The organism is Streptomyces sp. SID13666 (assembly GCF_010548325.1).
Classification (GTDB): Bacteria; Actinomycetota; Actinomycetes; order Streptomycetales; family Streptomycetaceae; genus Actinacidiphila; species Actinacidiphila fildesensis.
On the sequence record NZ_JAAGLX010000024.1, the window covers coordinates 98203 to 121406 of the forward strand.

Sequence of the window (23204 nt, forward strand, 5' to 3'; positions counted from 1 at the left end):
CGCACTCACCCGACTCCCTACACGTGGACCAGGGCCAGAAACGGCTCACGCAGGCGTCCAGGGCTTCCGGCTGTCAACCCTCGACTACGGTGAGCAGGGTCTCAGCGGACCCACGGCTCTCACCCGTATGTGTCGCCCGGGCCCTTGCTGCCCGGCGCGCGCAGCCGGCCGTAGGTACGCGGCGGCCCCATCGGGCCCAGCACCTTGATCAACTTCACCGTGCCATGGCCCAGATCGCTGTTCAGCCGCGCCACCAGCGTCGGAGCCAGGAGCCGCAGCTGCGTCGCCCACGCCGTCGAGTCGCACTGCACCGTCAGGACGCACTCCTCCTCGTCGTACTTCGCCGGCTCGCAGTGCTGCGCGATGTCCTCACCGACGATCTGCGGCCAGCGGCCCATCACCCCGCCCACCGCGGCCGGCGCCTCCCAGCCGCGCTCGGTGATCAACCGGCTGATCGCGGCACCCAGCGGCAGCGGATCCCGGCCGTCGGCGCGCGCACCGCTGCGCAGGCCCCCGCGGCGCGCCTGCTTCTTCTGCTGCGTCGCCGCGCCCCGCGCCCGCGCCTGCTCCTTGGCGGCGCGCAGCGCGACCCGCGCCAAGTCGACGCCGGACAGCCCGTCGCCCGGGGTGTCCGCGTCCGGTGCTCCTGGTGCGGTCGGTTTTCCCGCGTCCCGGCCGTCCGCCGGCAGCTGCCCGCTCATGACACACGCTCCGCTGCGCCCTGCTCGACGGCGAATCGCGCCCCTGCCAGCAGATCCGGCACATCGTCCTCCACAGCCGCGGTGACCAGTACCTGTTCGCCCGGCGCCACCAGCTCGGCCAGCCGCCGGCGGCGCTTGGCGTCGAGCTCGGCGAAGACGTCGTCCAGGATCAGCACCGGCTCCCTGCCGTCCGCGCTCAGCAGCTCGTACGACGCCAGCCGCAGCGCCAGCGCGTACGACCAGGACTCGCCGTGGCTCGCGTAGCCCTTCGCCGGCAGCCGGCCAAGGTTCAGCAGCAGATCGTCACGGTGCGGGCCGACGAGCGTCACCCCCCGCTCGATCTCCTGCTTGCGGGACTCGCCCAGTGCCTCCAGCAGCAGCCCGGACAACTCCTCCCGGCCGCTCGCTCCGGCGAGTCGTTCGCCGATCGAACTGCGGTACTCCAACGCGACAGGACCGCCCCCGGGAGCCAGCTGCTCGTACGCCTTGTCGGCCAGCGGCTGCAGCGCGGCCGTCAGGTCCAGGCGCTGCGCGAGCAGCTCCGCGCCGACGCCCGCCAGATGCTGGTCCCAGACGTCCAGCGTCGACAGGTCCCCGCCCTTGCCGCCGTGCCTTCGGGCCATCGCCGCGCTCTTCAGCAGCGTGTTGCGCTGTTTCAGCACCCGCTCGTAGTCCGAACGGGTACCCGCCAGCCGCGGGGTGCGGGTCGTGAGCAGTTCGTCGAGGAACCGGCGGCGCTCTCCGGGGTCGCCCTTCACCAGGGCGAGGTCCTCGGGCGCGAACAGCACGGACCGCAGAATGCCCAGCACATCGCGCGGCCGGACCTGGTTCGAACGGTTGATCCGGGCCCGGTTCGCCCGGCCCGGATTGATCTCCAGCTCGATGAGCTGCTGGCGGTCGCCCTGCACCACCTGGGCCCTGACCACCGCGCGCTCCGCCCCCGACCGCACCAGCGGCGCGTCGGAGGCCACCCGGTGGCTGCCCAGCGTGGCCAGGTACCCGACCGCCTCGACGAGGTTGGTCTTGCCCTGCCCGTTGGGGCCCACGAAAGCGGTGACGCCCGGGTCGAGCGGTACCTCGACCCGGGCGTAAGAACGGAAGTCGGCTAGCGACAGGTGCGCTACGTGCATGGCTGTGCGCCGGCCTCCCCGGTAATGACTACTTCTTGTTCTCGACCGCGTGGCCGCCGAACTGGTTACGCAGCGCCGCGATCATCTTCATCTGCGGGGAGTCGTCCTGGCGGGACGCGAAACGGGCGAACAGCGATGCGGTGATCGCCGGCAGCGGCACCGCGTTGTCGATCGCGGCCTCCACCGTCCAGCGGCCCTCGCCCGAGTCCTGCGCGAAGCCGCGCAGCTTCTCCAGGTGCTCGTCGTCGTCCAGCGCGTTGACCGCCAGATCGAGCAGCCAGGAGCGGATGACGGTGCCCTCCTGCCAGGAGCGGAAGACCTCGCGGACGTCGGTGACGGAGTCCACGGCCTCCAGCAGCTCCCAGCCCTCGGCGTAGGCCTGCATCATCGCGTACTCGATGCCGTTGTGAACCATCTTCGCGAAGTGGCCGGCGCCGATCTTGCCCGCGTGGACCGAGCCGAACTCACCCTCGGGCTTGAGCGCGTCGAAGATCGGCTGCACCTTGGCGACGTCCTCGGCGGAGCCGCCGTACATCAGCGCGTAGCCGTTCTCCAGGCCCCAGACACCGCCGGAGACGCCGCAGTCGACGAAGCCGACGCCCTTCGCCTTCAGCTCCTCGCCGTGCTTCTCGTCGTCGGTCCAGCGGGAGTTCCCGCCGTCGACGACGATGTCGCCGGGAGAGAGCAGGCCGGCCAGCTCGTCGATGGTCGACTGGGTGGCCGCACCGGACGGGACCATCACCCACACGACCCGCGGACCCTTGAGGGTGTCCACAAGCTCCTTGAGGCTGTGGACATCGGCGACGTCCGGGTTCCGGTCGTAGCCGATGACGGTGTGGCCCGCGCGGCGGATGCGCTCGCGCATGTTGCCGCCCATCTTGCCGAGACCGATGAGACCGAGCTCCATCACAGATCCTTCGTTCGAAGCGTGCCTGACCTAGACCGAGCCTACGACGGCCCCGCGCGACCGGCTCAGCCGGAGAGGCGCACCGGCATGATCAGGTACTTGTACGCGTCGTCCGCCTCCGCGTCCACCGCCGGGCGGCCGCTGAGCAGCGCGGGCTTGGTGGAGGTGGTGAAGGAGAGCTGGGCGACCGGCGAGTCGATCGCGCTGAGTCCGTCCAGCAGGAACGTCGGGTTGAAGGCGATCGAGATGTCGTCGCCGTCGAGCTTGGAGTCGACCCGCTCCACAGCCTGTGCATCGTCGCTGGAGCCGGCTTCCAGGGTGAGGACGCCCTGCTCGAAGCTCAGCCGCACCGGGGTGTTCCGCTCGGCGACCAGCGCGACGCGCTTGACGGCCTCGACGAAGGGCGCGGTCTCGATGACGGCGACCGAGGCGAACTCGGTCGGGAAGAGCGTGCGGTATTTGGGCAGGTCGCCTTCGAGCAACCGGGTGGTGGTGCGGCGCCCGGCGCCCTCGAAGCCGATCAGGCCCTCACCGGCGCCGGAGCCCGCCAGCGCGATGGAGACGGTGTCTCCGCTGGTCAGGGACTTGGCGGTGTCCAGCAGAGTCTTGGCGGGCACCAGGGCGACCGCGGAGATGTCCGCCTGCTCGGGCTTCCACATGAACTCGCGGACCGCGAAGCGGTAGCGGTCGGTGGCGGCGAGGGTGACCGTGTCGCCCTCGATCTCGATCCGCACACCGGTCAGCACCGGGAGGGTGTCGTCACGGCCGGCGGCGATGGCCACCTGGGCGGCCGCGGCGGCGAAGACCTCACCGGGCACCGTGCCGGAGGCGACCGGCATCGCGGGCAGTGCCGGGTACTCCTCCACAGGCAGGGTGTGGAGTGTGAATCGCGAGCTGCCGCAGACCACGGTGACCCGGGAGCCCTCGGTGGAGATCTCCACAGGCCTGTTGGGAAGTGCCCGCGTGATGTCGGCGAGCAGCCGGCCGGAAACGAGGACCGTGCCGTCCTCCTCGACCTCCGCGTCGACCGCGACCCGGGCCGAGACCTCGTAGTCGAAGCCGGAGAGGCTGAGCCTGCCCTCCTCCGCCTTCAGCAGCAGTCCGGCGAGGACCGGTACCGGGGGACGGGCCGGAAGGCTGCGGGCTGCCCAAGCCACTGCCTCGGCGAGTACGTCGCGCTCCACCCGGATCTTCACCGGAACCGCCTCCTGCTTGTTGCTGGCTGTCGGTGAACAGTCTGACAGCCGCCGCCGACAGTCGGTGCGGGTTGAGGTCAAGCCGGGCAGGGCGGTGTCGGGCGGCTCCGGCCCGAGTTGTTCACAGCCCATGCTTCCAAGCAGGTTCCCAGTTATCTATACGTAGTCGTAGTAATAGGTGTTGTGGATACCGTGGATAAGTGGTTCCTGCGCAGGTCAGAGCACGTTTTTTATCCACCGCGCCTGTGGGCGGAGGCGGTGCATAACCACCCGCTTCTGTGGACAGCCAGAAGTTGTGCACACCGCATACACAGGGGACCCCCACTTCTCCCCAGCACTGTCCCCAGAAATACCCGGGTTCTCCCCAGCCCAATCCACCCCCCTGGTGTGACGCGGTTCACTCTCCCCGGGGACAGACGCCGTTTTGTTGCCGAACAGTGGACAAACGTGTGGAGAAGCTGTGTACAACCCCCTTCAGGCTGTGGGCGGCCGGTGGACAACCTCCGGACCGACCGGTAACCACAATCTCTGTCCACAGGCTGTGGACGAAGGTTTCCCACAAATCCACAACCCACTGACCTCGCCTGATGAGTATGCAGCGGGGCTGCCTGTGGAGGCAGTTGGGACAACTTCCCAGTCCCCAGGGTGTGGACGGCCGTTTCCGGCCCAACCTGTGGAGAAGCCCCGGTCAGGACCCGGGATTCGAACAAAAAGAAGCGCCCCGGGAGTTCGACTCCCGGGGCGCTGAACGTTTCCACCGTGCTTCAGCTGTCATTGAGGCCGTGATCGAGGCCGTTGTTCGAGCCCTGGACGGGCCCTGGACGCGCTCAGGATCAGCTCTTGATGCGGTTCGTCAGCTCGGTCACCTGGTTGTAGATGGACCGCCGTTCGGCCATCAGCGCCCGGATCTTGCGGTCCGCGTGCATCACCGTCGTGTGGTCGCGGCCGCCGAACAGCGCGCCGATCTTCGGCAGCGACAGGTCCGTCAGCTCACGGCACAGGTACATCGCGATCTGACGGGCGGTGACCAGCACCCGGCTGCGCGAGGATCCGCACAGGTCGTCCACGGCCAGACCGAAGTACGCCGCGGTCTCTGCCATGATCGCGGGCCCGGTGATGTCCGGCACCGAGTCCTCGCCGCCCGGGATCAGGTCCTTGAGGACGATCTCGGTGAGCTGCAGGTCCACCGGCTGCCGGTTCAGGCTCGCGAACGCGGTGACGCGGATCAGCGCGCCCTCCAGCTCGCGGATGTTCCGCGAGATACGCGAGGCGATGAACTCCAGCACCTCGGGCGGGGCGTTGAGCTGTTCCTGCACCGCTTTCTTGCGCAGGATCGCGATCCGGGTCTCCAGCTCGGGCGGCTGGACGTCCGTGATCAGGCCCCACTCGAAGCGGTTGCGCAGCCGGTCCTCGAGGGTGACCAGCTGCTTGGGCGGCCGGTCGGAGGAGAGCACGATCTGCTTGTTCGCGTTGTGCAGGGTGTTGAAGGTGTGGAAGAACTCCTCCTGCGTCGACTCCTTGCTCGCGAGGAACTGGATGTCGTCGACCAGCAGGATGTCCATCTCCCGGTACCGCTTGCGGAAGGTGTCGCCCTTCCCGTCGCGGATGGAGTTGATGAACTCGTTGGTGAACTCCTCCGAGCTCACGTACCGCACCCGGGTGCCGGGGTAGAGGCTCCGCGCGTAGTGCCCGATGGCGTGCAGCAGGTGGGTCTTGCCGAGCCCGGACTCCCCGTAGATGAAGAGCGGGTTGTAGGCCTTGGCCGGCGCCTCCGCGACCGCCACGGCCGCCGCGTGCGCGAACCGGTTCGACGAGCCGATGACGAAGGTGTCGAAGAGGTACTTCGGGTTCAGCCGGGCGGTCGGCTCGTTCGGGGCACTGCCCTGGCTGCTGCGGCCGGGGGGCGCCTGGTCGTGGCGGCCCTGCTGGTCGCGGTGTCCGTCCCGGGGTCCGGAGTCGTGGCGCCCCGAGTCGTGCCGGTCGCGCTCCGGCGGCTGCGACCGGTAGCCGGACTGCGGCGCCGGCGGATAGGACTCACGGTCGCGGTCCGCCGGGTAGCGGTCCCGGTCGCTCTGGTAGCTGTCGCGCTCCTGGAAGCCGCCGAGCCGCGGCTGCTGCCAGGGGTCGTCGGCGGCGGGCCGGGGCGGCCACTCGTCGGTGCCCGGGCGTCCTGGCGGGTGGTCGGGGTAGGCCCGGCGCATCCGGGGGCCGTCGTCGTGGGACGGGCGGTCGGACTGCGGCCGGTCGTAGGACTCGTCGTACTCCCGCCGGTGCTGGCCGTACGGAGCGGGCTCCTGGACCGGCTCCTGCGGGGCCGGCGCCGGACCGTCCTGGTCGCCGCCGGACGCGACGGCGATGGCGATGCCGACCGGGTGTCCGAACTCACGGCTGAGGACTTCGGTGATCAGTGGCAGCAGGCGCCCTTCGAGGACGCTCTTGGCGAACTCGTTCGGGGCGGACAGCACCGCGGTGCCCGCGACGAGGGCGAGCGGCTGGGTGCGCTTGAGCCACTCCGCGTCCTTCGGCTTGAGGTCCTCGCTCTCCACCAGGATCTTCTGGAGTACGCGGGGCCACACTGCGGCTAGATCGGCAGATACGTCAGCCACAGTGCACGCTCTCTCAGTCGCTGGTGGTGCCGAGGAATCCCACGAAGGTGTGGTTCTTGGGACGGACGGGAAGGATGTCGGGTCGGGTGTGCGGTAGATGCCCGAGTTCGGCCACGGTAGTCAGCGCAGGCCCAGTGGTTCAAGTCGTTGTCCACAGGCTGTGCACAAACGGAGTCCCAGGTGACCCCGGTTTGACCGGATGGGTCAACCGCACGTACCGTATCGAGGTCGAGTTGTCGATGGCTGCTGCCGCCTGCCTACCGATGGGCGAGGATCTACCGGGACCCCCTGGAAGATCGTCAAGCGGTGCACCTAAATGGTCCGCGAGTTTTTCGTGGGCGCACGGTGACAGCCAGGCGACGTCCCGCCTCATCCGATTTTCCCTGGAGCCCCCGAGTGAGCAAGCGCACCTTCCAGCCGAACAACCGCCGCCGCGCCAAGACCCACGGCTTCCGTCTGCGGATGCGCACGCGTGCAGGCCGCGCCATCCTGGCGACGCGCCGCGTCAAGGGCCGCGCCCGCCTGTCCGCCTGATCGCAACAGGTCACATGCCGTGCTGCCCACCGAGAATCGGCTGAGGCGGCGCCAGGACTTCGCGGCAGCGGTACGCCGAGGACGCCGAGCGGGTCGCCCGCTTCTGGTTGTCCATCTGCAGGCAGAGACCATGGACCCGCACGTATCGGGGGGGATCACTCCCCCGGCACGTGCGGGTTTCGTCGTGAGCAAAGCAGTCGGCGGAGCCGTGCAGCGCAACCTTGTGAAGCGCCGGCTGCGGCACCTGGTACGCGAGCGGCTGGCCCTGCTGCCCCCCGGTAGCCTGGTAGTCGTACGAGCGCTGCCCGGAGCGGGTGGTGCTGACCATGCACAGCTGGCCCGCGACCTGGACGCCGCCCTGCAGCGGCTGCTGGGAGGGGTTGCGCGATGAAGTACCCACTGCTGGCGCTGATCAAGGTGTACCAGTGGACCATCAGCCCCTTGCTGGGCCCGGTCTGCCGGTACTACCCCTCCTGCTCGCACTACGGGTACACGGCCATCGACGTGCATGGAGCGGTAAAGGGGTCGGCACTGACCGCCTGGCGCATCCTGCGGTGCAATCCGTGGTCGCCCGGTGGTGTCGATCATGTTCCGCCACGTAAACGCCCCCCGTGGCACGATCGGCTGCGCAACTTGTTGCGCAACAGCAAGGGCGGTCCCTCCGCCGTCGCTGAGACCAGCCCGGCCGCAGAGACCTCGCCCCATGCTCAAGGAGCCTGATTAGTGGACACGATCTCGAATCTGTTCAGTTTTATCACCACGCCGGTCTCCTGGATCATCGTCCAGTTCCACTCGGTGTACGGGAAGATCTTCGGCGCCGACAGTGGCTGGGCCTGGGGCCTGTCCATCGTGTCGCTCGTGGTCCTGATCCGGATCTGTCTGATCCCGCTGTTCGTGAAGCAGATCAAGTCGACCCGCAACATGCAGGCGCTCCAGCCGAAGATGAAGGCGATCCAGGAGCGCTACAAGAGCGACAAGCAGCGACAGTCCGAAGAGATGATGAAGCTGTACAAGGAGACGGGTACCAACCCGCTCTCCTCGTGCCTGCCGATCATCGCTCAGTCGCCGTTCTTCTTCGCCCTGTACCGCGTGCTGAGCAGCATCGCCAACGGCGACACGATCGGTGCGATCAACCAGCCGCTGCTGGACAGCGCCAAGAAGGCGCACATCTTCGGCGCTCCGCTGGCGGCCAAGTTCACCGAGAGTTCCGACAAGGTCGCGGCGCTGGGTGCCTCCATCACCGACGTCCGGGTCGTCACCGCGATCATGATCGTCATGATGTCGGCGTCGCAGTTCTACACGCAGCGCCAGCTGATGACGAAGAACGTCGACATGACGGTCAAGACGCCGTTCATGCAGCAGCAGAAGATGCTGATGTACGTCTTCCCCGTCATGTTCGCCGTGATGGGTATCAACTTCCCCGTGGGTGTCCTCGTCTACTGGCTGACCACCAACCTGTGGACCATGGGCCAGCAGATGTTCGTCATCCGCCGGAACCCGACGCCGGGCAGCCTGGCCTTCAAGCAGCGCCAGGACCGGCTGCGGGCCAAGGGCAAGCTGGTGGAGCCGCCCGAGGAGATCGCGGCCAAGGAGGCCGTCGAGGTCGCCCGCGCCAACCGCCAGCAGCCGAAGCGGCAGACCAAGGCGCGCCGTACGACGGCCGCCGGCGCCGCTCAGGGTTCCGCGTCCGGATCGTCGGCCTCGGCCGCTTCGGACAAGACCGGTGACAAGCCGAGCCTGACGAAGAAGGAGCCCGAGGACGCCAAGCCGTCCGGCGGCTCCACCGCGTCCGGCTCCCCCAGAACGTCCAAGGGCGGACAGCGCAAGGGTCAGCAGCGCCCCAAGCACCCGTCCAAGAAGTAGTGCAGAACCTGATGAGGAGCCCATCCGTGACGGAAGGCAACAGCACCACTGTGACCGACGGCGGCTCCGCCGATCGCCTGTCCCGCCTTGAGCAGGAAGGCGAGATCGCAGCCGACTACCTGGAGGGTCTGCTCGACATCGCGGACCTCGACGGGGACATCGACATGGATGTCGAGGGCGAGCGAGCTGCTGTCTCGATCGTCGGCGACTCCTCCAGCCGTGACCTGAACAAGCTGGTCGGGCGGGACGGCGAGGTGCTTGAGGCACTGCAGGAGCTGACGCGTCTCGCGGTGCACCGGGAGACCGGCGACCGCAGTCGGCTGATGCTGGACATCGGTGGCTTCCGGGCCCGTAAGCGGACCGAGCTGGCGCTGCTGGGCGCCAAGGCGGCGGACGAGGCGAAGGACACCGGGCAGCCGGTCAAGCTGGACCCGATGACGCCGTTCGAGCGCAAGGTCGTGCATGACGCGGTCGCCGCCGCGGGGCTGCGCAGCGAGTCCGAGGGCGAGGAGCCCGAGCGCCGGGTGGTCGTGCTTCCGGTCTGATCGGGCCGAGCACGGCCCGGTACGGCTCAGTCGGCCCCGTCTGCTCGCGGACGGGGCCGATCCTTGTAAGCCTGGAAGTCGCGGTGTGCGGCAACGGGATCGATGGAAAGGACAGTCCTCGTGACGGAGGCAGCGGCGGAGGCGGCGGCGGAACTTCCCGCACCGCCCGAGCAGGCGCAGGCAGTGTTCGGCGAGCGTTTCGCCGATGCGGTCCGCTATGCGGAGCTGCTGGCCGACGCGGGGGTGCGCCGGGGGCTGATCGGTCCTCGTGAGGTGCCCCGGCTGTGGGAGCGGCATCTGCTGAACTGTGCGGTGCTCTCCGAGGTGATCCCGCAGGACATGACGGTGTGCGATGTGGGCTCCGGGGCGGGACTGCCCGGGATTCCGCTGGCGCTGGCCCGCCCTGATCTGCAGATCACCCTGCTGGAGCCGCTGCTGCGGCGGACCACGTTCCTCGACGAGGTGGTCAAGCTACTGGCGCTGTCCAATGTGACCGTGGTGCGGGGGCGTGCCGAGGAGATGGTGGGCAAGCTCCCGGCGGTGGATGTGGTGACGGCCCGCGCGGTGGCCCCGCTGGAGCGGCTGGCCGGCTGGGGGCTTCCGCTGCTGCGTCCGCACGGCGAGATGGCCGTTCTGAAGGGGGACACGGCCGAGGAGGAGCTGAAGGCGGCGCGGGCCGCGCTCGGCCGGCTCGGTGCCGTGGAGAGCTCGGTGGTGCAGGTCGGCGAGGGCGTGGTGGATCCGCTGTCGACGGTGGTGCGGGTCGTGGTCGGGGAGAGCCCCGGCGGCGTGCGGGCGGCGACGCGCAGGGCGAAGGCGGCGCGAGCCAGCCGGGCGGCGAAGAACTCGGGCCGGCGCCGGTACTGAGGCGCGTTCTACTCCATACAAACGGCCAAAACGACATAATCCGGAGTGTCTCCGAGATAACGGGCACATCGCTGTGCATCGTGTTCCACGTGAAACGTCGCTCCCTGCTCCCAGGAGTCCTCAGCCGCGGTCGTGCCGCGGCTGAGGCGCGCGCCAAGAAGCCCTCAAAGTCGGCCCATGAGGTGGATTCATCCACAGGCAGTCGGGCCTCGCTGGTTCACGACCCCGAAAGCATGGCAGGCTCTGTGCATTGCGAGCCTGTAGTCGAGGAGAGTGAATCCTTGCGGTCCGACGCCAACATCGCGGGGCCGATGACCGATCCGGTCCCCGGTCCCCGTTCGGAATCATTCGGGGGTGATGTTTCACGTGAAACATTGCCCCCGATGGACGACACCCCCATCGGTCGCGCCGCCCAGTTGGCGGTCGAAGCGCTCGGTCGGGCCGGCGAGGGGCTCCCTCGGCCGGCTCAGACCCGAGTGATGGTGGTGGCCAATCAGAAGGGCGGGGTCGGGAAGACCACGACCACGGTCAACCTCGCCGCATCGCTCGCCCTGCACGGGGCGCGGGTGCTGGTGATCGACCTCGATCCCCAGGGCAACGCCTCCACGGCGCTGGGCATCGACCACCATGCCGATGTGCCGTCGATCTATGACGTCCTGGTGGAGAGCCGACCGCTCTCCGAGGTCGTACAGCCGGTCCTCGATGTCGAGGGGCTGTTCTGTGCGCCGGCCACGATCGATCTCGCCGGTGCCGAGATCGAGCTCGTGTCCCTGGTGGCACGGGAGAGCCGGCTGCAGCGGGCCATCGAGGCCTATGAGCAGCCGCTGGACTATGTCCTCATCGACTGCCCGCCGTCGCTCGGCCTGCTCACCGTGAACGCTCTGGTGGCCGGCGCCGAGGTGGTCATCCCGATCCAGTGCGAGTATTACGCGCTGGAAGGCCTGGGGCAGCTGCTGAAGAACGTGGATCTGGTCCGCGCTCATCTCAACCCCAAGCTGCATGTATCAACCATCCTGTTGACCATGTACGACGGCCGGACCCGGCTCGCCGCGCAGGTCGCGGATGAGGTGCGTACCCACTTCGGCAAGGAAGTGCTGCGCACGAGCATCCCGCGCTCGGTCCGGATCTCGGAGGCACCCAGCTACGGCCAGACCGTGCTGACCTACGACCCGGGCTCCAGCGGGGCACTGTCCTACCTCGAAGCGGCGCGTGAGATGGCGTTGCGCGGCGCCGAGGGCACCAATGAGCATGATCAGCACAGCATGTCGGAGGGGATCCAGTGAGTGATCGACGCAGAGGGCTCGGCCGTGGTCTAGGCGCGCTGATCCCGGCGGCACCGTCATCGGCGGGTACATCGCCGTCAGCGGTGCCGCTGCTGACCGCGGACCGGAGCTTGCTGGCGGCCACCAAGGTCGCCGGTCTGAACTCCAGAGCCCAGGATGCTCCGCCGACGGTGGACATCCCGGTTTCACGTGAAACAGAGCCGGATCCGCCGGCAGCCGAAGCGCCCCCGGCGCCGAGCGCCTACTTCGCCGAGCTGCCGATCGACTCGATCACGCCCAACTCGCGTCAGCCCCGTGAGGTGTTCGACGAAGAGGCGCTGAACGAGCTCATCACCTCCATCAAGGAAGTGGGCCTGCTCCAGCCGGTCGTCGTGCGACAGGCGGGGCCGGAGCGCTATGAGCTCATCATGGGCGAGCGCCGGTGGCGGGCCTGCCGGGAGGCCGGTCTGGAGAACATCCCGGCCATCGTCCGGGCGACCGAGGACGAGAAGCTTCTCCTGGACGCGCTCCTGGAGAACCTGCACCGCGCCCAGCTGAACCCGCTGGAAGAGGCGGCGGCCTACGACCAGCTGCTGCGGGACTTCGCCTGCACGCATGAGCAGTTGGCCGACCGGATCGGGCGCTCGCGCTCCCAGGTCTCCAACACGCTGCGCCTGCTGAAGCTCTCTGCGCCCGTGCAGCGACGGGTCGCGGCCGGAGTGATCTCCTTCGGACACGCGCGCGCTCTGCTCTCCCTGGAGGACGGGGAGGATCAGGATCTGCTGGCGCACCGCATCGTGGCCGAGGGGCTGTCGGTGCGGGCGGTCGAAGAGATCGTCACTCTGATGAACGCCGAGCCGCAGAGCGCGAAGAAGGCCGTGGGCCCGAGGGCCGGACGGCGGGTCTCCCCGGCGCTGACCAATCTCGCCACCCGGCTGTCGGACCGGTTCGACACCCGGGTGAAGGTCGACCTGGGGCAGAAGCGCGGAAAGATCGTGGTGGAGTTCGCCTCGATAGAGGATCTGGAGCGGATCCTGGGGACGATGGCCCCCGGTGAAGGCAAGGTCCTGGAGAGCAGGCTCGACGAGGAGTCCGACGACGACGTCGAATGAGTCCGCCGTTCAGGGGAGCGGGTGGTGTTCCGGCCGGAACACCACCCGCTCTTTGCTTGTCCTCAGTGTCCTGGGACAGGGGGCGAGACTACGATGCGTAGGGGTAGGGAGCCTCTCTGGGGAGGGAAGCCCATGAGTGCGTCGAAGGTCGGACTGGAGCACGAGCGGCACATGGCCGCTCTCGTAGCAGCGGGACTGGGCTTGGGGGCGGTGGGGGGATTCGTGGGCAGTTTGGTTCGCGACAGAAATGAGGGCTTGGCCGTATGGGGCGTCGGCTCGTTCCGCTCACGTTGGACAACCTCTCGGATCTCCCCAAGCGCTGCAGAGCGTGCGTCTTCTGGGAACTCGATCCGGTAAGCGGTGAGGCCGCCGTGCAGGCGGGCAAGCCGGAGCTGGAGAAGGAGGCCTGGATCTCCGCGGTCCTGCTGGAGTGGGGCTCGTGCGGCCGGGTGGTGTACGTCGACGACGTCCCGGCCGGCTTCGTCCTCTACGCGCCGCCGGCGTATGTCCCGCGCTCCATGGCCTTTCCCACCAGTCCGGTGTCACCGGACGCCGTGCAGCTGATGACCGCCAGGATCATGCCCGGGTACCAGGGGCAGGGCATCGGGCGGGTCCTGGTGCAGACGGTCGCCAAGGACCTGGTACGCCGTGGAGTCAAAGCGGTCGAGGCGTTCGGCGACGCCAAGTGGGCCGAGCCGGGCTGTGTCCTGCCGGCCGACCACCTACTCGCGGTGGGCTTCAAGACGGTACGCGCCCATCCGCGTTATCCCCGGCTGCGGCTGGAGCTGCGATCGACGATCTCCTGGAAGGAAGACGTCGAGATGGCGATCGACCGGCTGCTGGGAGCCGTCCAGAAGGAGCCGGTCCTCAGGCCACTGTGAGGTGTGGACACCCCGGAACGCGAACAGGCCCGCTCCTTCGAGGAGCGGGCCTGTTTCACGTGGAACGGTCGAACGGTGGAACCGGACGACGTCGTCTCAGACGGCGTCGCCGATGAAGTCCGCCAGATCGCGCTTGATGGCGGCCTTCGGCTTGGCGCCGACGATGGTCTTCACGACCTCGCCGCCCTTGTAGACGTTGAGCGTCGGGATCGACATCACGCCGTACTTGGCAGCGGTGACCGGGTTCTCGTCGATGTTGAGCTTGACGATGGTGATGTCCTCGGCGTGCTCCTCGGCGATCGCCTCCAGGGAGGGGGCGATCTGCCGGCACGGGCCGCACCACTCGGCCCAGAAGTCGACCAGCACGGGCTTGTCGCTGGCGAGGACCTCCTCGGCGAAGGTCGCGTCGGTCACAATCTTGGTCTTGCCGGCCACGGCAGTCTCCTCAGGCTTGATACGTGTGGGGGAGAGGGTTGGTGAGGGTCAGGCGGTCTTCTCGGCGTCCGCGAGGGCGGCGAGGAAGCGTTCGGCGTCCAGCGCGGCCGAGCAGCCGGTGCCGGCCGCCGTGATCGCCTGACGGTAGGTGTGGTCCACGACGTCACCGGCGGCGAAGACACCGGAGATGTTGGTACGGGTGCTGGGCGCGTCGACCGTGAGGTATCCCTCGCCGTCCAGTTCCAGCACGCCCTTGAACAGCTCGGTGCGCGGGTCGTGGCCGATGGCGATGAACAGCCCGGTGACGGGCAGCTCCGAGGTCTCACCGTTCTTGGTGCTGCGCAGCGTGAGGCCGGACAGCTTGTTCTCGCCGTGGATCTCAGCGACTTCGCTGTCCCACACGAACGAGATCTTCGGGTCGGCGAAGGCGCGCTCCTGCATGGCCTTCGAGGCACGCAGGCTGTCGCGGCGGTGGACGATCGTCACGGACTTGGCGAAGCGGGAGAGGAACGTCGCTTCCTCGATCGCCGTGTCGCCGCCGCCGATGACGGCGATGTCCTGGTCCTTGAAGAAGAAGCCGTCACAGGTGGCACACCAGGAGACCCCGCGGCCGGAGAGCTGGTCCTCGTTCGGGAGGTTCAGCTTGCGGTGCTGGGAGCCGGTGGTGACGATGACGGCCTTCGCCCGGTGGACGGTGCCCTCGGTGTCGGTGACGGTCTTGATGTCACCGCTGAGGTCCACCGCGACCACGTCGTCGGGGATGAGCTCGGCGCCGAAGCGCTCGGCCTGGGCGCGCATGTTGTCCATGAGGTCCGGGCCGAGGATGCCCTCGCGGAAGCCGGGGAAGTTCTCCACCTCGGTGGTGTTCATCAGCGCACCGCCTGCGGTGACCGATCCCTCGAAGACCAGCGGCTTCAGGGCGGCGCGCGCTGTGTACAGCGCGGCGGTGTAGCCCGCAGGCCCGGATCCGATGATGATCACGTTACGGACGTCGCTCACGGGTGTCTTCCTCGTCTCTACCGACTACTGCGGGGCCCTGGCGGGACTCTCGTCCTGCCTAACGGATCCTAAGGGTCCAGCATTCCCGCAGTGGTACGCCGTCAGCGCGCGTACGTGTCCTGGCGAAGTACCCGGCCCGGCTTGGTGGAGCAGCCGGCGTCCACGACATACAGATCGACATGGGCCGGGTCGCCGGGATGCGGAAGGACCACCAGATACGCGTCGGTGCCCTCATACGGTTCGTGTGCGGAGGCGAGCGGCTGCTCGGAGCGGTGGATGCCGTTCTGCACACACGGCGGCAGGGGGACGGATTGGGTGCGCAGCGGCGTGGTGGCAGGGGTGTCGGAGCCGAGCGCCGGGGACTGCGGATCCTTGCCGCTGACGACGTGCGCCGGGAGACCCAGGAGCTCATGGACGCGCGCTTTCAGGGCGCTGCCGGCCTCGGCGACATTCGGCGATTCGCCGGGCTGCCGCGCGGTGGCGTGAACGCCCGCGTCCTTTCTGGCCGAATCGTTGGTCTTGTTCGTCGTCAGGTCGACGGAGTGCAGCAGGACGCCGCCGAGACCCAGGACCGCGACCGTGGAGGCCGTGACGAGCAGTGTCCTGGCCCAGCGGCGCCGGGGGCGGGCGTGGCCGCGTCCGGGTCCCGTGGAGGCCGGAGAGTGGCCGGTGGGCCGATCGGCCGCCGCCGCTGTTCCACGTGGAACCGATGCGTCGGCTGTTTCACGTGGAACAGCCGGGGGCGCCGTCGAGTCGAGCAGTGCTTCGGCGGCGAGTGCGGCATCGATGCGGCCGGCGATGTCGGCGGGCATGCGCGGGGGGCCGGGGAGTGTGCCCAGCAGGTTGCGGATCTCGTCCAGCGAGGTGCGCACGTCGGAGCAGAGCGCGCAGCCGTCGAGATGGCCGCGTACGTCCGCGGAGCGGCCCGGCGGAAGGAGGCCTTCGGCCAGGTCCGAGATCTCCGAGACCTCGGGGTGTGCGTCCATCCCCGTCGTCGAAGTCACTGGTGGCCACCTCCGCCCTTTTCCGTTGCCGTCTCTGGGACGGATGTCCCCTCCGTCCGGTTCCTTCCCCGGCCTGGGTCCGCGTTACTCCCCTGGTCGGCGCGCAGATGAGTGAGGAGTGGAAGGAGCCGTGCCCGGCCGCGCGCGCATCTGCTCTTCACGGTGCCGGTCGGCACATCGAGTACGGCGGCGGCCTCGGCGACGGGGTAGCCCTGCATGTCCACCAGGACAAGGGCGGCGCGCTGATCGGGAGGCAGGGTGGCCAGGGCGGTGATCAGTTCGCGGTGGAGCTCGCCGCGCTCGGCGGGGGCGGCGGCGGATTCATGCGGTTCGAGGAGCGTCTCGAAGCGGTCCTCGTCGACGACGGGGGAAGTGCGCCGGGAGGCGGTCTTGCGCGCCCGGTCCAGGCACGCGTTCACGGTTATCCGGTGCAGCCAGGTGGTCACCGCGGACTGGCCCCGGAAGGTGTGGGCGGCACGGAAGGCGGACACCAGAGCGTCCTGGACGGCGTCGGCGGCTTCCTCGCGGTCCCCCAGAGTGCGCAGAGCGACCGCCCAGAGGCGGTCGCGGTGGCGCCGGACGATCTCCCCGAAGGCGTCGGGGTCTCCCGCGACGTGCCGGGCGAGGAGATCAGCGTCGCTGGCCTCCTCCCCCGGCTTGCTGCCGTCGTCCACAAGCGCCTCCCCGTCCGCTGCTCAGCTGTTGCCGAGGACCTTTATTTCCGTGATGCCGCCACGGAAGCCACCACCGGACTCGGGCGGCAGGTCGGTGATGTGGATCAGGATGTAGCGCGTTTCCACCTGCTGGCCGGCGGTCACCTGAACGGTGCTCCCGGCCTTGGCCGCCGGGGCGAGCCGCTGCGGGAAGGCCGCCAGGGTGGTGGGCTGGGAAGCGTCCGGTGCCGCGGCCAGCACCTCCACGGTCTGGCCGGGTACCCACATCGTGAGGTCGATGCCGGTGACCTTACGCCGGCTGCCCAGGTCGACGATGATGCCACTGCCCTGGATGCGGTTGGGCAGGTTGCCGAAGTTCGACTGGCCCTTGTAGTTGCTGGTGATCCAGGAGGTGTCGGCCTTGCCGTCGACGGCGAACGCGACCTTGTCGGGCGCTATCGGGGCGGCCAGCGGCGAGAACTCACTGGCCGAGGAGATGGCCAGCGGTGTGCCGGGAGCGGCGCTGCTGGGGTCCTGGCCGGCCCGCTGGGAGGTGCCGGTGTCTTCCTTGCTCTGTTCCTCGCGGCCCATGAGGGTGTCCGCGAGCTGCCAGCTGCCCAATCCCAGCGCGGCGATCAGCAGCGCGGAAACGGCCCACTTGAGTACCTTGCCGGTGCGGCCGGGAAGGGCCGGCGGCGGAGCGGGGGACGCCGGTGCCGGCCGGGGCGTGGCGGGCGTCTGGCGGTAGGGGCCCTGCTGGTACGTGGTGCGCTGGTACGGCGAGATGTCCGGCTCAGGGGGCTTGATCCGGGGCAGGCCGGCGACCGCTCGGGCCAGCTCCTCCGGAGTGGTGCACGGCGATTCCTCGCGGGAGGCGGTGGCACCCTCGTTGACGAGCGCGCGCATAGCGATCTCGGACAGCCCGCGGTGGACCCCCGCGCGCACCTGGTCGGGGGCGACGAGCCCGACGGCCTTGGGCAGGCCGGTGAGGCCGTACGCGTCCTCCTCGTAGGGCCAGCGCCGGGTGAGCGAGGCGTAGAGCAGCGCGCCGATCGCCTCGGTGTCCTCGCGCTGCGGCCGTTCGGACTTCAGGCCGCGCAGTGCGGCGGTGACGGCGAGGCCGCGGATGCGGTACTGCCCGGAACCGGTGCGCAGTACGGAGCCCGGGCTGAGCCGCAGATGCGCCAGTCCCTCGCGGTGGGCGGCGGCCATGGCCTGGGAGACCTGGCTGACCATCTGGTAGGCGTCGTGCGGCTCCAGCGGTCCGGCGGCCAGGCTGTCACTGAGCGCGGCGGCGTCGGGGAGCCATTCGTGGATGACGTAGACGAGGTCGTTCTCCTCGACCGCGTCGAGGACCTGGACGAAACGGGGATCACCCAGGAGTGCGGCCGAACGGGCGGCCGCGAGCACCTGACGGGCCCTGGAGTGGTCGGCGGGCAGGAGATGGATGCCCACGGCACGCCGTAGCTTCTCGTCGACCGCCCGCCAGCTGCTGAAGCCGTCGAGGCGGGTGACGCACTCCTCCAACTGGTAGCGGCGGGCCAGCTTGTGGCCGCTGTGGAGTTCCGGCGGCTTGCTCTTGCCCTTGTGCTGCTCCGCTGCCTCGTCCTGCGGTTCGTCCCGCGCGTCCTGGGGGTTGTCCTGATCCGTCGTCTCGTCGGGTGTGGCCCCGTCCTGCTGGACGGTGGGCGGCGGTTCGCCGCTCTCGTTGGCCACTCCGACGGCAGCCGTACTCCGATCCGCCACCGTCGTTCCTGCCTCCCCATCCGTTGCGCGATCCCACTTCAGAGCCAAGGCCAATTGTGCCCACAGTCCGGCTCTATGCACGACACACGGCGGGAGCCGATGGTTGCCCGCCGTGTTCTTTCGATCAGCGGCCGAGTCTGCCGCGCACCATTCCGACCATCGCGGTCATTTCCTCGATCCTCATGCGCTTGGCGGCGATGTAGAAGACGCCGATCAGCAGTGCGCCGCCGACGATCAGGGAGACCAGCGAGCCGGAAGCCCCGCTGCCCAGGGTCCGGGTGATGCCGTAGACCGCGACCCCGGCGGCCAGGGCGGCGGGGACGCAGGCGCCGGTGAGGCGTGCGTACGTCCGGGTGATGCGCTTGCCGTCGAGGTCGCCGCCCAGCCGGGTGCGCAGCCGCCTGACGGCGACGCCGACGCCGACCGCGTAGGCCAGCCCGTAGGAGAAGGCCATACCGACCACGGCCCAGCGGGAGGGGAGCACGACGAAGCAGACCGCGGACGCGACGGCGTTCACCGCGGCGACGATCACCGTGTTGTAGAAGGGGGTGCGGGTGTCCTCGAAGGCGTAGAAGCCGCGCAGCACGACGTACTGCACGGAGAACGGGATCAGTCCGATCCCGAAGGCCATCAGGATGAATCCGATGTTGCGCGCGGAGTCCGTTCCGGTGCCGGCGTACAGCAGGCTGCACATCGGGACGCCGAGGGCGAGGAAGGCGAAGGCGGCCGGGACGATGGCCACGGCCGAGGTGCGCAGGCCGTAGGAGATGTCGTCGCGGACCGCAGGTGAGTCCCCGTCGTGGGCGGCGCGGGAGATCCGGGGCAGCACGGCGGCCATGACGGAGACCGTGATGATCGCCTGCGGCATCTGCCAGATCAGCAGCGCGTTGTTGTAGGCGGTGATGCCGGTGCCCTGGAAACCGAGCTTGTCGGCCTCGGACCCGGCCCAGGTGGCGAGCTGGGTGACGACGATGAGGCCGGCCTGGTTGGCGAGGACGAAGAAGAACGTCCACTTGGCCAGCTTCGCGGCATGGCCGAGTCCGTGGCCGCGCCAGTCGAAGCGCAGCCGGAACTTGAAGCCCGCCTCGCGCAGATAGGGCAGCATCGCGATGGACTGCACGGCCAGGCCCAGCAGGGTGCCGATGCCGAGCAGCTGGATGCCCTCGGGGGAGATCGTGGTGGCGTCCATCTTGGTCGTGCCGTAGGAGCCGTAGACCCAGATGAACATGCCGAAGGTGAAGATGACGACGATGTTGTTGAGGACCGGGGTCCACATCATCGCGCCGAACTTGCCGCGGGCGTTGAGGATCTGGCCCATCACGACGTGCACACCCATGAAGAAGATCGTGGGCAGGCAGTAGCGGGCGAAGGTCACCGCGACGTCGAAGGTGGCCGGGTTGTCCGCGATCTTCGTGGACATCATGCGGACCAGCAGCGGGGCCGCGATCACGGTGAGCGTGACGATGCCGCCGAGAATGACCATGACGAGGGTCAGCAGCCGGTTCGCGAACGCGGTGCCGCCGTCCTCGTCGTCCTTCATCGCGCGGACCAGCAGCGGGACGAAGACGGAGTTGAGGCCGCCGCCGACGGTGAGGATGTAGATCATCGTGGGCAGGACCATCGCGACCGCGTAGGAGTCGCCGAGGGTGGCGACACCGATCGCCGCGGCGATGACCAGGGTGCGGACGAAGCCGGTGAGGCGGGAGACCAGGGTGCCGGCCGCCATCAGGGCGCTGGACTTCAGGATGCTGCCGCCACGGCCGGCGGAGCGGGGCGCGGGGACCGGGGCCGCCTGCTGCTCCGGCTCGGGCACAACAGGCTCCACGGGCGGCCCGACGGGCGCCGCGGTGGGCTGCTGGTCGCGGTACAGGTGCGCGAACGCGTCGTACGGGGGCGGCTCCTCGGCCGCGTGGGTCACCAGGTCGTCCACCCCGACGTACTGCGTGGTGGCGTCGTCGCCGTACGGCATCTGGTACTGCTGTTGCTGCGGGGGCCACGGCTGCCCGTAGGGAGGGGGCGGCGGCGGAGGGTGCGCGGCGCGGTCGTAGAGCGCCTCGCCGACGGGGTCCTGCGCGGTCGGATCCTGCTGCTGGTACGGATCGTGGGCGTAGGTGTTCTGCAGATAAGGGTCCGGCGGGACCGGGTGGGAGCCCGGGGGTGGCGGCGGTACCTGTGCGCGCGGATCTCCGGCCGGAGTCTCCCGGTCGCGGTCACCGTCGTACGGCGCGTTCATCTGCCCCACCTTATTGATTGTCCGCTGTCGAGACCCGGCCTGGCTATCGGTCCACCTTCTCACCCGGCGGGGACGGGTCCGTGTTTTCCGGGGCGGTGTCCGGAGCCGGGTCACCCGGCTGCCCGGCTCCGGCGCCGACCGCACCGTCGCTCTCCTCCAAGCCGTCCGCACCGCCCGTACCGTCCGCACCATCGGCCCCGTCAGTGCCGTCGTCGCCGTCACCGGCCGCGTCGCCGTCGTCGTCCCCGTCGGCATCGGTGCCACCCGCTCCGGCGGCCGCCTTGCGCTTGCGCTGGTTGTACATCTTCACGCCGGCCAGCGCGAGGAGCAGCAGGCCGCCGGCGATCACCAGCATCACGGTGTCGGTGATCGAGGTGACCTTGACGTTGAACGAGATCGGATCGCCGTACTTGACGCCGTCCTTGGTGTAGAGCTGGGCGGTCACCTGTGCCAGGCCGTTCGCGCCCGCCTTGGTGGGGAACTTCAGCGAGCGGGTGTGGCCGCCCTCGACGGTGACCGGCTGGGGGTCGCCGACGTCCAGCCGGATCTGCGCGCTGGAGGTGAGCCGCAGTTCCAGACCGGTGACGGCCTGCCCGAGTTCGTTCTTCACGGTGACCGGGATCGTGGCACTGCGCCCGGACAGCGTCAGGTTGGTCTTGTCCAGGATGTGCACCGAGCCCATGAGGTCGGTGAGGTAGGACCCGATGGAGTTACGGAACAGCGAGGCGCCGATGGGGTCGCCGCGCCAGGCGTTGGACATCGAGCGCAGGACCGCCGCGGTGAAGGGGACGGTGACCCGGTCCTTGCGGCTGAGGATCACCGTGAATCCGTTGAGCTGGCCCTGCGTCCGCTGGATGTCCTGGAACGCGCTGGTGCTGATCTCCTGCTTGCGCAGGTAGTCGGGGTACGCGGAGGTGCCGGGCACCTTGTGGTTGGCGGCCGGGTCCGCGGGCGCCTTGGTGGCCGCGTCGAAGCTGATGGTCTGCGCCCAGGGGCTGTGGCCGACCGCGGCGATGCCCTGGGCCATCTCCTGGGCCTGGGACGCGGTGGGCATGCGCTGCGGCGCGACGACGATGCTGCGCTGCTTGGTCGGCGCCTGCATGGTGATCATCAGGGTCTGGGAGAGGAACTCCTGGACCGCGAGGGTCGACGCCGAGGCGCTCGTCATGTCGCCCGTGAACGCCTTGGAGAGCACGGCGTCGCTGACCACCGCCGTGGTGCCGCCGCTGATCGGCCGGGCGGACGTCGGGGTGTAGTCGAGCGAGCCGGTCTCTCCGAAGCTGTCGCTGCGCGCGATCAGCTTGTCGGCGCCGCCGGCGGTGGCGATGTCCACGATCGACGGATCGACGGCGCCGTCGGCCGGCCAGGCCACATTGGAGGTCGGTTCCAGGCCGAGGATCGTGTCGACGGTCCTGACCCCCAGATCCGTGGCCGTCTTGAGGTGGCCGAGGGTCGCGGGGACGTCCTTGCCGTGATGGGCGATCGAGGCGATGTCGGTGTCGCCGAAGGGCAGCGACACCACCTCATGGCCGGCGGTCGCGGACTTCAGGTCGTTGAGCCACTGCTTGGCGTTCTCGGTGCCCGTGCCCGGCGTGGTGTGCGCGACGTCCCCGTCCGGACCCAGTACCCGGTAGCTACGGGTCATGAAGTCGACGGTGGCGAGCAGGTCCGGATCGACGACCCAGGTGATCGGCAGGGTCTTGCCCAGCTCCACCAGCTCCTGCAGCCGGCCGCCGGGGGCGAGATCCGCCGCGAGGTCGTCGTCCAGGAAGATCGGGCTCTGCTGGTCGTCGGTGTCGCTGCGCACCGCCAGATGCGGCCGGTCGGCCAGCGGCCACAGGAAAGTGAACTGGGTCGGCTTGGCCTCACCCTTCGCATACCAGGGGAGAAACGTCCGCTGGATCCCCAGGACGTGGTTGTAGGCCTCGTCGGCGGTCTGGCCGTTGAGGGTGACTCCCAGCTGGTAGACGCCGTCAGTACCCAGCTCCAGGGCGCTCACGGGCACCTTCAGGGAGAAGGCGCTGCTCGCGCCGGACGGGATGTCCGCCAGCTTGGCCGTGTGCTCGGTGATCAGGCTGCCGTCGTCCCCGGTGCTCCCGGTGCGTGCGGCGGCGGAGCTGATCGCGCTGCGGCTGGTCAGCGGGCTGCTGGAGGAGACCCGCAGTCCGGCCTCGGCATGGGTGATCGTGGCCCGTCCGGTGTTGGTGACGGTGCCCTCGACGGTGATCGTGCCGTCCTTGGCCGGGGTGACCGGGTCCACGGATTCCAGGGACACCTGGGCGGTCCGTGATCCGGTACCGGCCGAGGCGGCGTAGGAGGCGGGTGCGGCGTGCACCTGCAGCAGGCCCGCGAAGAGCGACGCCCCGGCGATCAGCGCGGCCGCGCGGCGTAGCCGCCGCGGACGAGCCGTGGGTGTACCGGGTGACTGTGCCGCCTCGCCCACTCGTTTGCCCGTCCTGTCGTCAATCGGATGTGCGTCCTGGCATGTTAACGATCGGGCGAGAGGCAAAGTGCTGCGGACTGCTCCATG

At 69.2% G+C, this 23204-nt stretch carries 21 protein-coding genes; 9 read left to right on the forward strand and 12 right to left on the reverse strand.

Annotation, left to right across the window (positions count from 1 at the left end; all coding sequences use genetic code 11):
- Window positions 1–119: 119 nt before the first annotated feature.
- The 5 genes from G3I60_RS26960 to dnaA all read right to left on the reverse strand — a co-directional run bounded on the left by G3I60_RS26960 (window position 120) and on the right by dnaA (window position 6540).
- Entirely contained in the window at window positions 120–701 is a 582-nt protein-coding gene (locus tag G3I60_RS26960; RefSeq protein ID WP_164295671.1) for a DUF721 domain-containing protein, read from the reverse strand.
- Window positions 698–1831, reverse strand: a complete 1134-nt coding sequence (recF, locus tag G3I60_RS26965; RefSeq protein ID WP_164295672.1) for a DNA replication/repair protein RecF — start codon at window positions 1829–1831, stop codon at window positions 698–700. The genes G3I60_RS26960 and recF overlap by 4 nt, the downstream gene beginning before the upstream one ends.
- Window positions 1832–1859: 28 nt before the next feature.
- On the reverse strand, window positions 1860–2738 hold the full coding sequence (gnd, locus tag G3I60_RS26970; protein WP_164295673.1) for a phosphogluconate dehydrogenase (NAD(+)-dependent, decarboxylating): 879 nt from the start codon (window positions 2736–2738) through the stop codon (window positions 1860–1862).
- A 65-nt stretch (window positions 2739–2803) separates the two neighbouring features.
- Complete coding sequence (gene dnaN / locus G3I60_RS26975) at window positions 2804–3934, reverse strand: DNA polymerase III subunit beta (RefSeq protein WP_138351178.1); 1131 nt, start codon at window positions 3932–3934, stop codon at window positions 2804–2806.
- An 833-nt stretch (window positions 3935–4767) separates the two neighbouring features.
- Complete coding sequence (dnaA, locus tag G3I60_RS26980) at window positions 4768–6540, reverse strand: chromosomal replication initiator protein DnaA (protein ID WP_138351177.1); 1773 nt, start codon at window positions 6538–6540, stop codon at window positions 4768–4770.
- A 396-nt stretch (window positions 6541–6936) separates the two neighbouring features.
- Between dnaA and rpmH the strand changes: the two genes are divergently transcribed.
- The 9 genes from rpmH to G3I60_RS27025 all read left to right on the forward strand — a co-directional run bounded on the left by rpmH (window position 6937) and on the right by G3I60_RS27025 (window position 13604).
- Window positions 6937–7074, forward strand: coding sequence for a 50S ribosomal protein L34 (gene rpmH / locus G3I60_RS26985; protein WP_138351176.1), 138 nt, complete (start codon window positions 6937–6939; stop codon window positions 7072–7074).
- A 19-nt stretch (window positions 7075–7093) separates the two neighbouring features.
- On the forward strand, window positions 7094–7465 hold the full coding sequence (rnpA, locus tag G3I60_RS26990) for a ribonuclease P protein component (RefSeq protein ID WP_138351175.1): 372 nt from the start codon (window positions 7094–7096) through the stop codon (window positions 7463–7465).
- Complete coding sequence (yidD, locus tag G3I60_RS26995) at window positions 7462–7794, forward strand: membrane protein insertion efficiency factor YidD (protein ID WP_138351174.1); 333 nt, start codon at window positions 7462–7464, stop codon at window positions 7792–7794. Before rnpA ends, yidD begins: the two co-directional genes overlap by 4 nt.
- Window positions 7795–7797: 3 nt before the next feature.
- Window positions 7798–8937 carry a membrane protein insertase YidC gene (yidC, locus tag G3I60_RS27000; RefSeq protein WP_138351173.1) on the forward strand — a complete coding sequence of 380 codons (1140 nt, stop codon included), beginning with the start codon at window positions 7798–7800 and terminating at the stop codon, window positions 8935–8937.
- A gap of 26 nt (window positions 8938–8963) precedes the next feature.
- Window positions 8964–9482: a R3H domain-containing nucleic acid-binding protein gene (locus G3I60_RS27005; protein ID WP_138351172.1), complete on the forward strand. Its 519-nt coding sequence runs from the start codon at window positions 8964–8966 to the stop codon at window positions 9480–9482.
- 102 nt (window positions 9483–9584) lie between these two features.
- Complete coding sequence (rsmG, locus tag G3I60_RS27010) at window positions 9585–10349, forward strand: 16S rRNA (guanine(527)-N(7))-methyltransferase RsmG (RefSeq protein ID WP_138351171.1); 765 nt, start codon at window positions 9585–9587, stop codon at window positions 10347–10349.
- A 233-nt stretch (window positions 10350–10582) separates the two neighbouring features.
- Window positions 10583–11632, forward strand: a complete 1050-nt coding sequence (locus tag G3I60_RS27015; RefSeq protein WP_138351170.1) for a ParA family protein — start codon at window positions 10583–10585, stop codon at window positions 11630–11632.
- Window positions 11629–12723 (forward strand): ParB/RepB/Spo0J family partition protein, encoded by a 1095-nt coding sequence (locus G3I60_RS27020; protein ID WP_138351169.1) that lies wholly within the window; start codon window positions 11629–11631, stop codon window positions 12721–12723. Before G3I60_RS27015 ends, G3I60_RS27020 begins: the two co-directional genes overlap by 4 nt.
- Before the next feature lie 263 nt (window positions 12724–12986).
- Window positions 12987–13604: a GNAT family N-acetyltransferase gene (locus G3I60_RS27025; protein ID WP_164295675.1), complete on the forward strand. Its 618-nt coding sequence runs from the start codon at window positions 12987–12989 to the stop codon at window positions 13602–13604.
- A gap of 96 nt (window positions 13605–13700) precedes the next feature.
- On the opposite strand, the gene trxA is transcribed toward G3I60_RS27025, so the two are convergent.
- From trxA to G3I60_RS27060, 7 genes are all read right to left on the reverse strand, one after another.
- Window positions 13701–14039, reverse strand: coding sequence for a thioredoxin (gene trxA, locus G3I60_RS27030; RefSeq protein WP_138351167.1), 339 nt, complete (start codon window positions 14037–14039; stop codon window positions 13701–13703).
- A gap of 48 nt (window positions 14040–14087) precedes the next feature.
- Window positions 14088–15038 (reverse strand): thioredoxin-disulfide reductase, encoded by a 951-nt coding sequence (gene trxB, locus G3I60_RS27035; RefSeq protein WP_164295676.1) that lies wholly within the window; start codon window positions 15036–15038, stop codon window positions 14088–14090.
- 101 nt (window positions 15039–15139) lie between these two features.
- Window positions 15140–16042 (reverse strand): hypothetical protein, encoded by a 903-nt coding sequence (locus G3I60_RS27040; RefSeq protein WP_343241448.1) that lies wholly within the window; start codon window positions 16040–16042, stop codon window positions 15140–15142.
- On the reverse strand, window positions 16039–16716 hold the full coding sequence (gene sigM / locus G3I60_RS27045) for an RNA polymerase sigma factor SigM (protein ID WP_164295677.1): 678 nt from the start codon (window positions 16714–16716) through the stop codon (window positions 16039–16041). The genes G3I60_RS27040 and sigM overlap by 4 nt, the downstream gene beginning before the upstream one ends.
- A 21-nt stretch (window positions 16717–16737) precedes the next feature.
- Window positions 16738–18441, reverse strand: a complete 1704-nt coding sequence (locus G3I60_RS27050; protein WP_164295678.1) for a protein kinase family protein — start codon at window positions 18439–18441, stop codon at window positions 16738–16740.
- Window positions 18442–18565: 124 nt separating this feature from the next.
- A complete protein-coding gene (gene murJ, locus G3I60_RS27055) occupies window positions 18566–20674 on the reverse strand; it encodes a murein biosynthesis integral membrane protein MurJ (protein WP_138351163.1) in 2109 nt (702 codons plus the stop codon).
- A 43-nt stretch (window positions 20675–20717) separates the two neighbouring features.
- Window positions 20718–23117, reverse strand: coding sequence for a DUF6049 family protein (locus G3I60_RS27060; protein WP_343241449.1), 2400 nt, complete (start codon window positions 23115–23117; stop codon window positions 20718–20720).
- Window positions 23118–23204 lie beyond the last annotated feature (87 nt).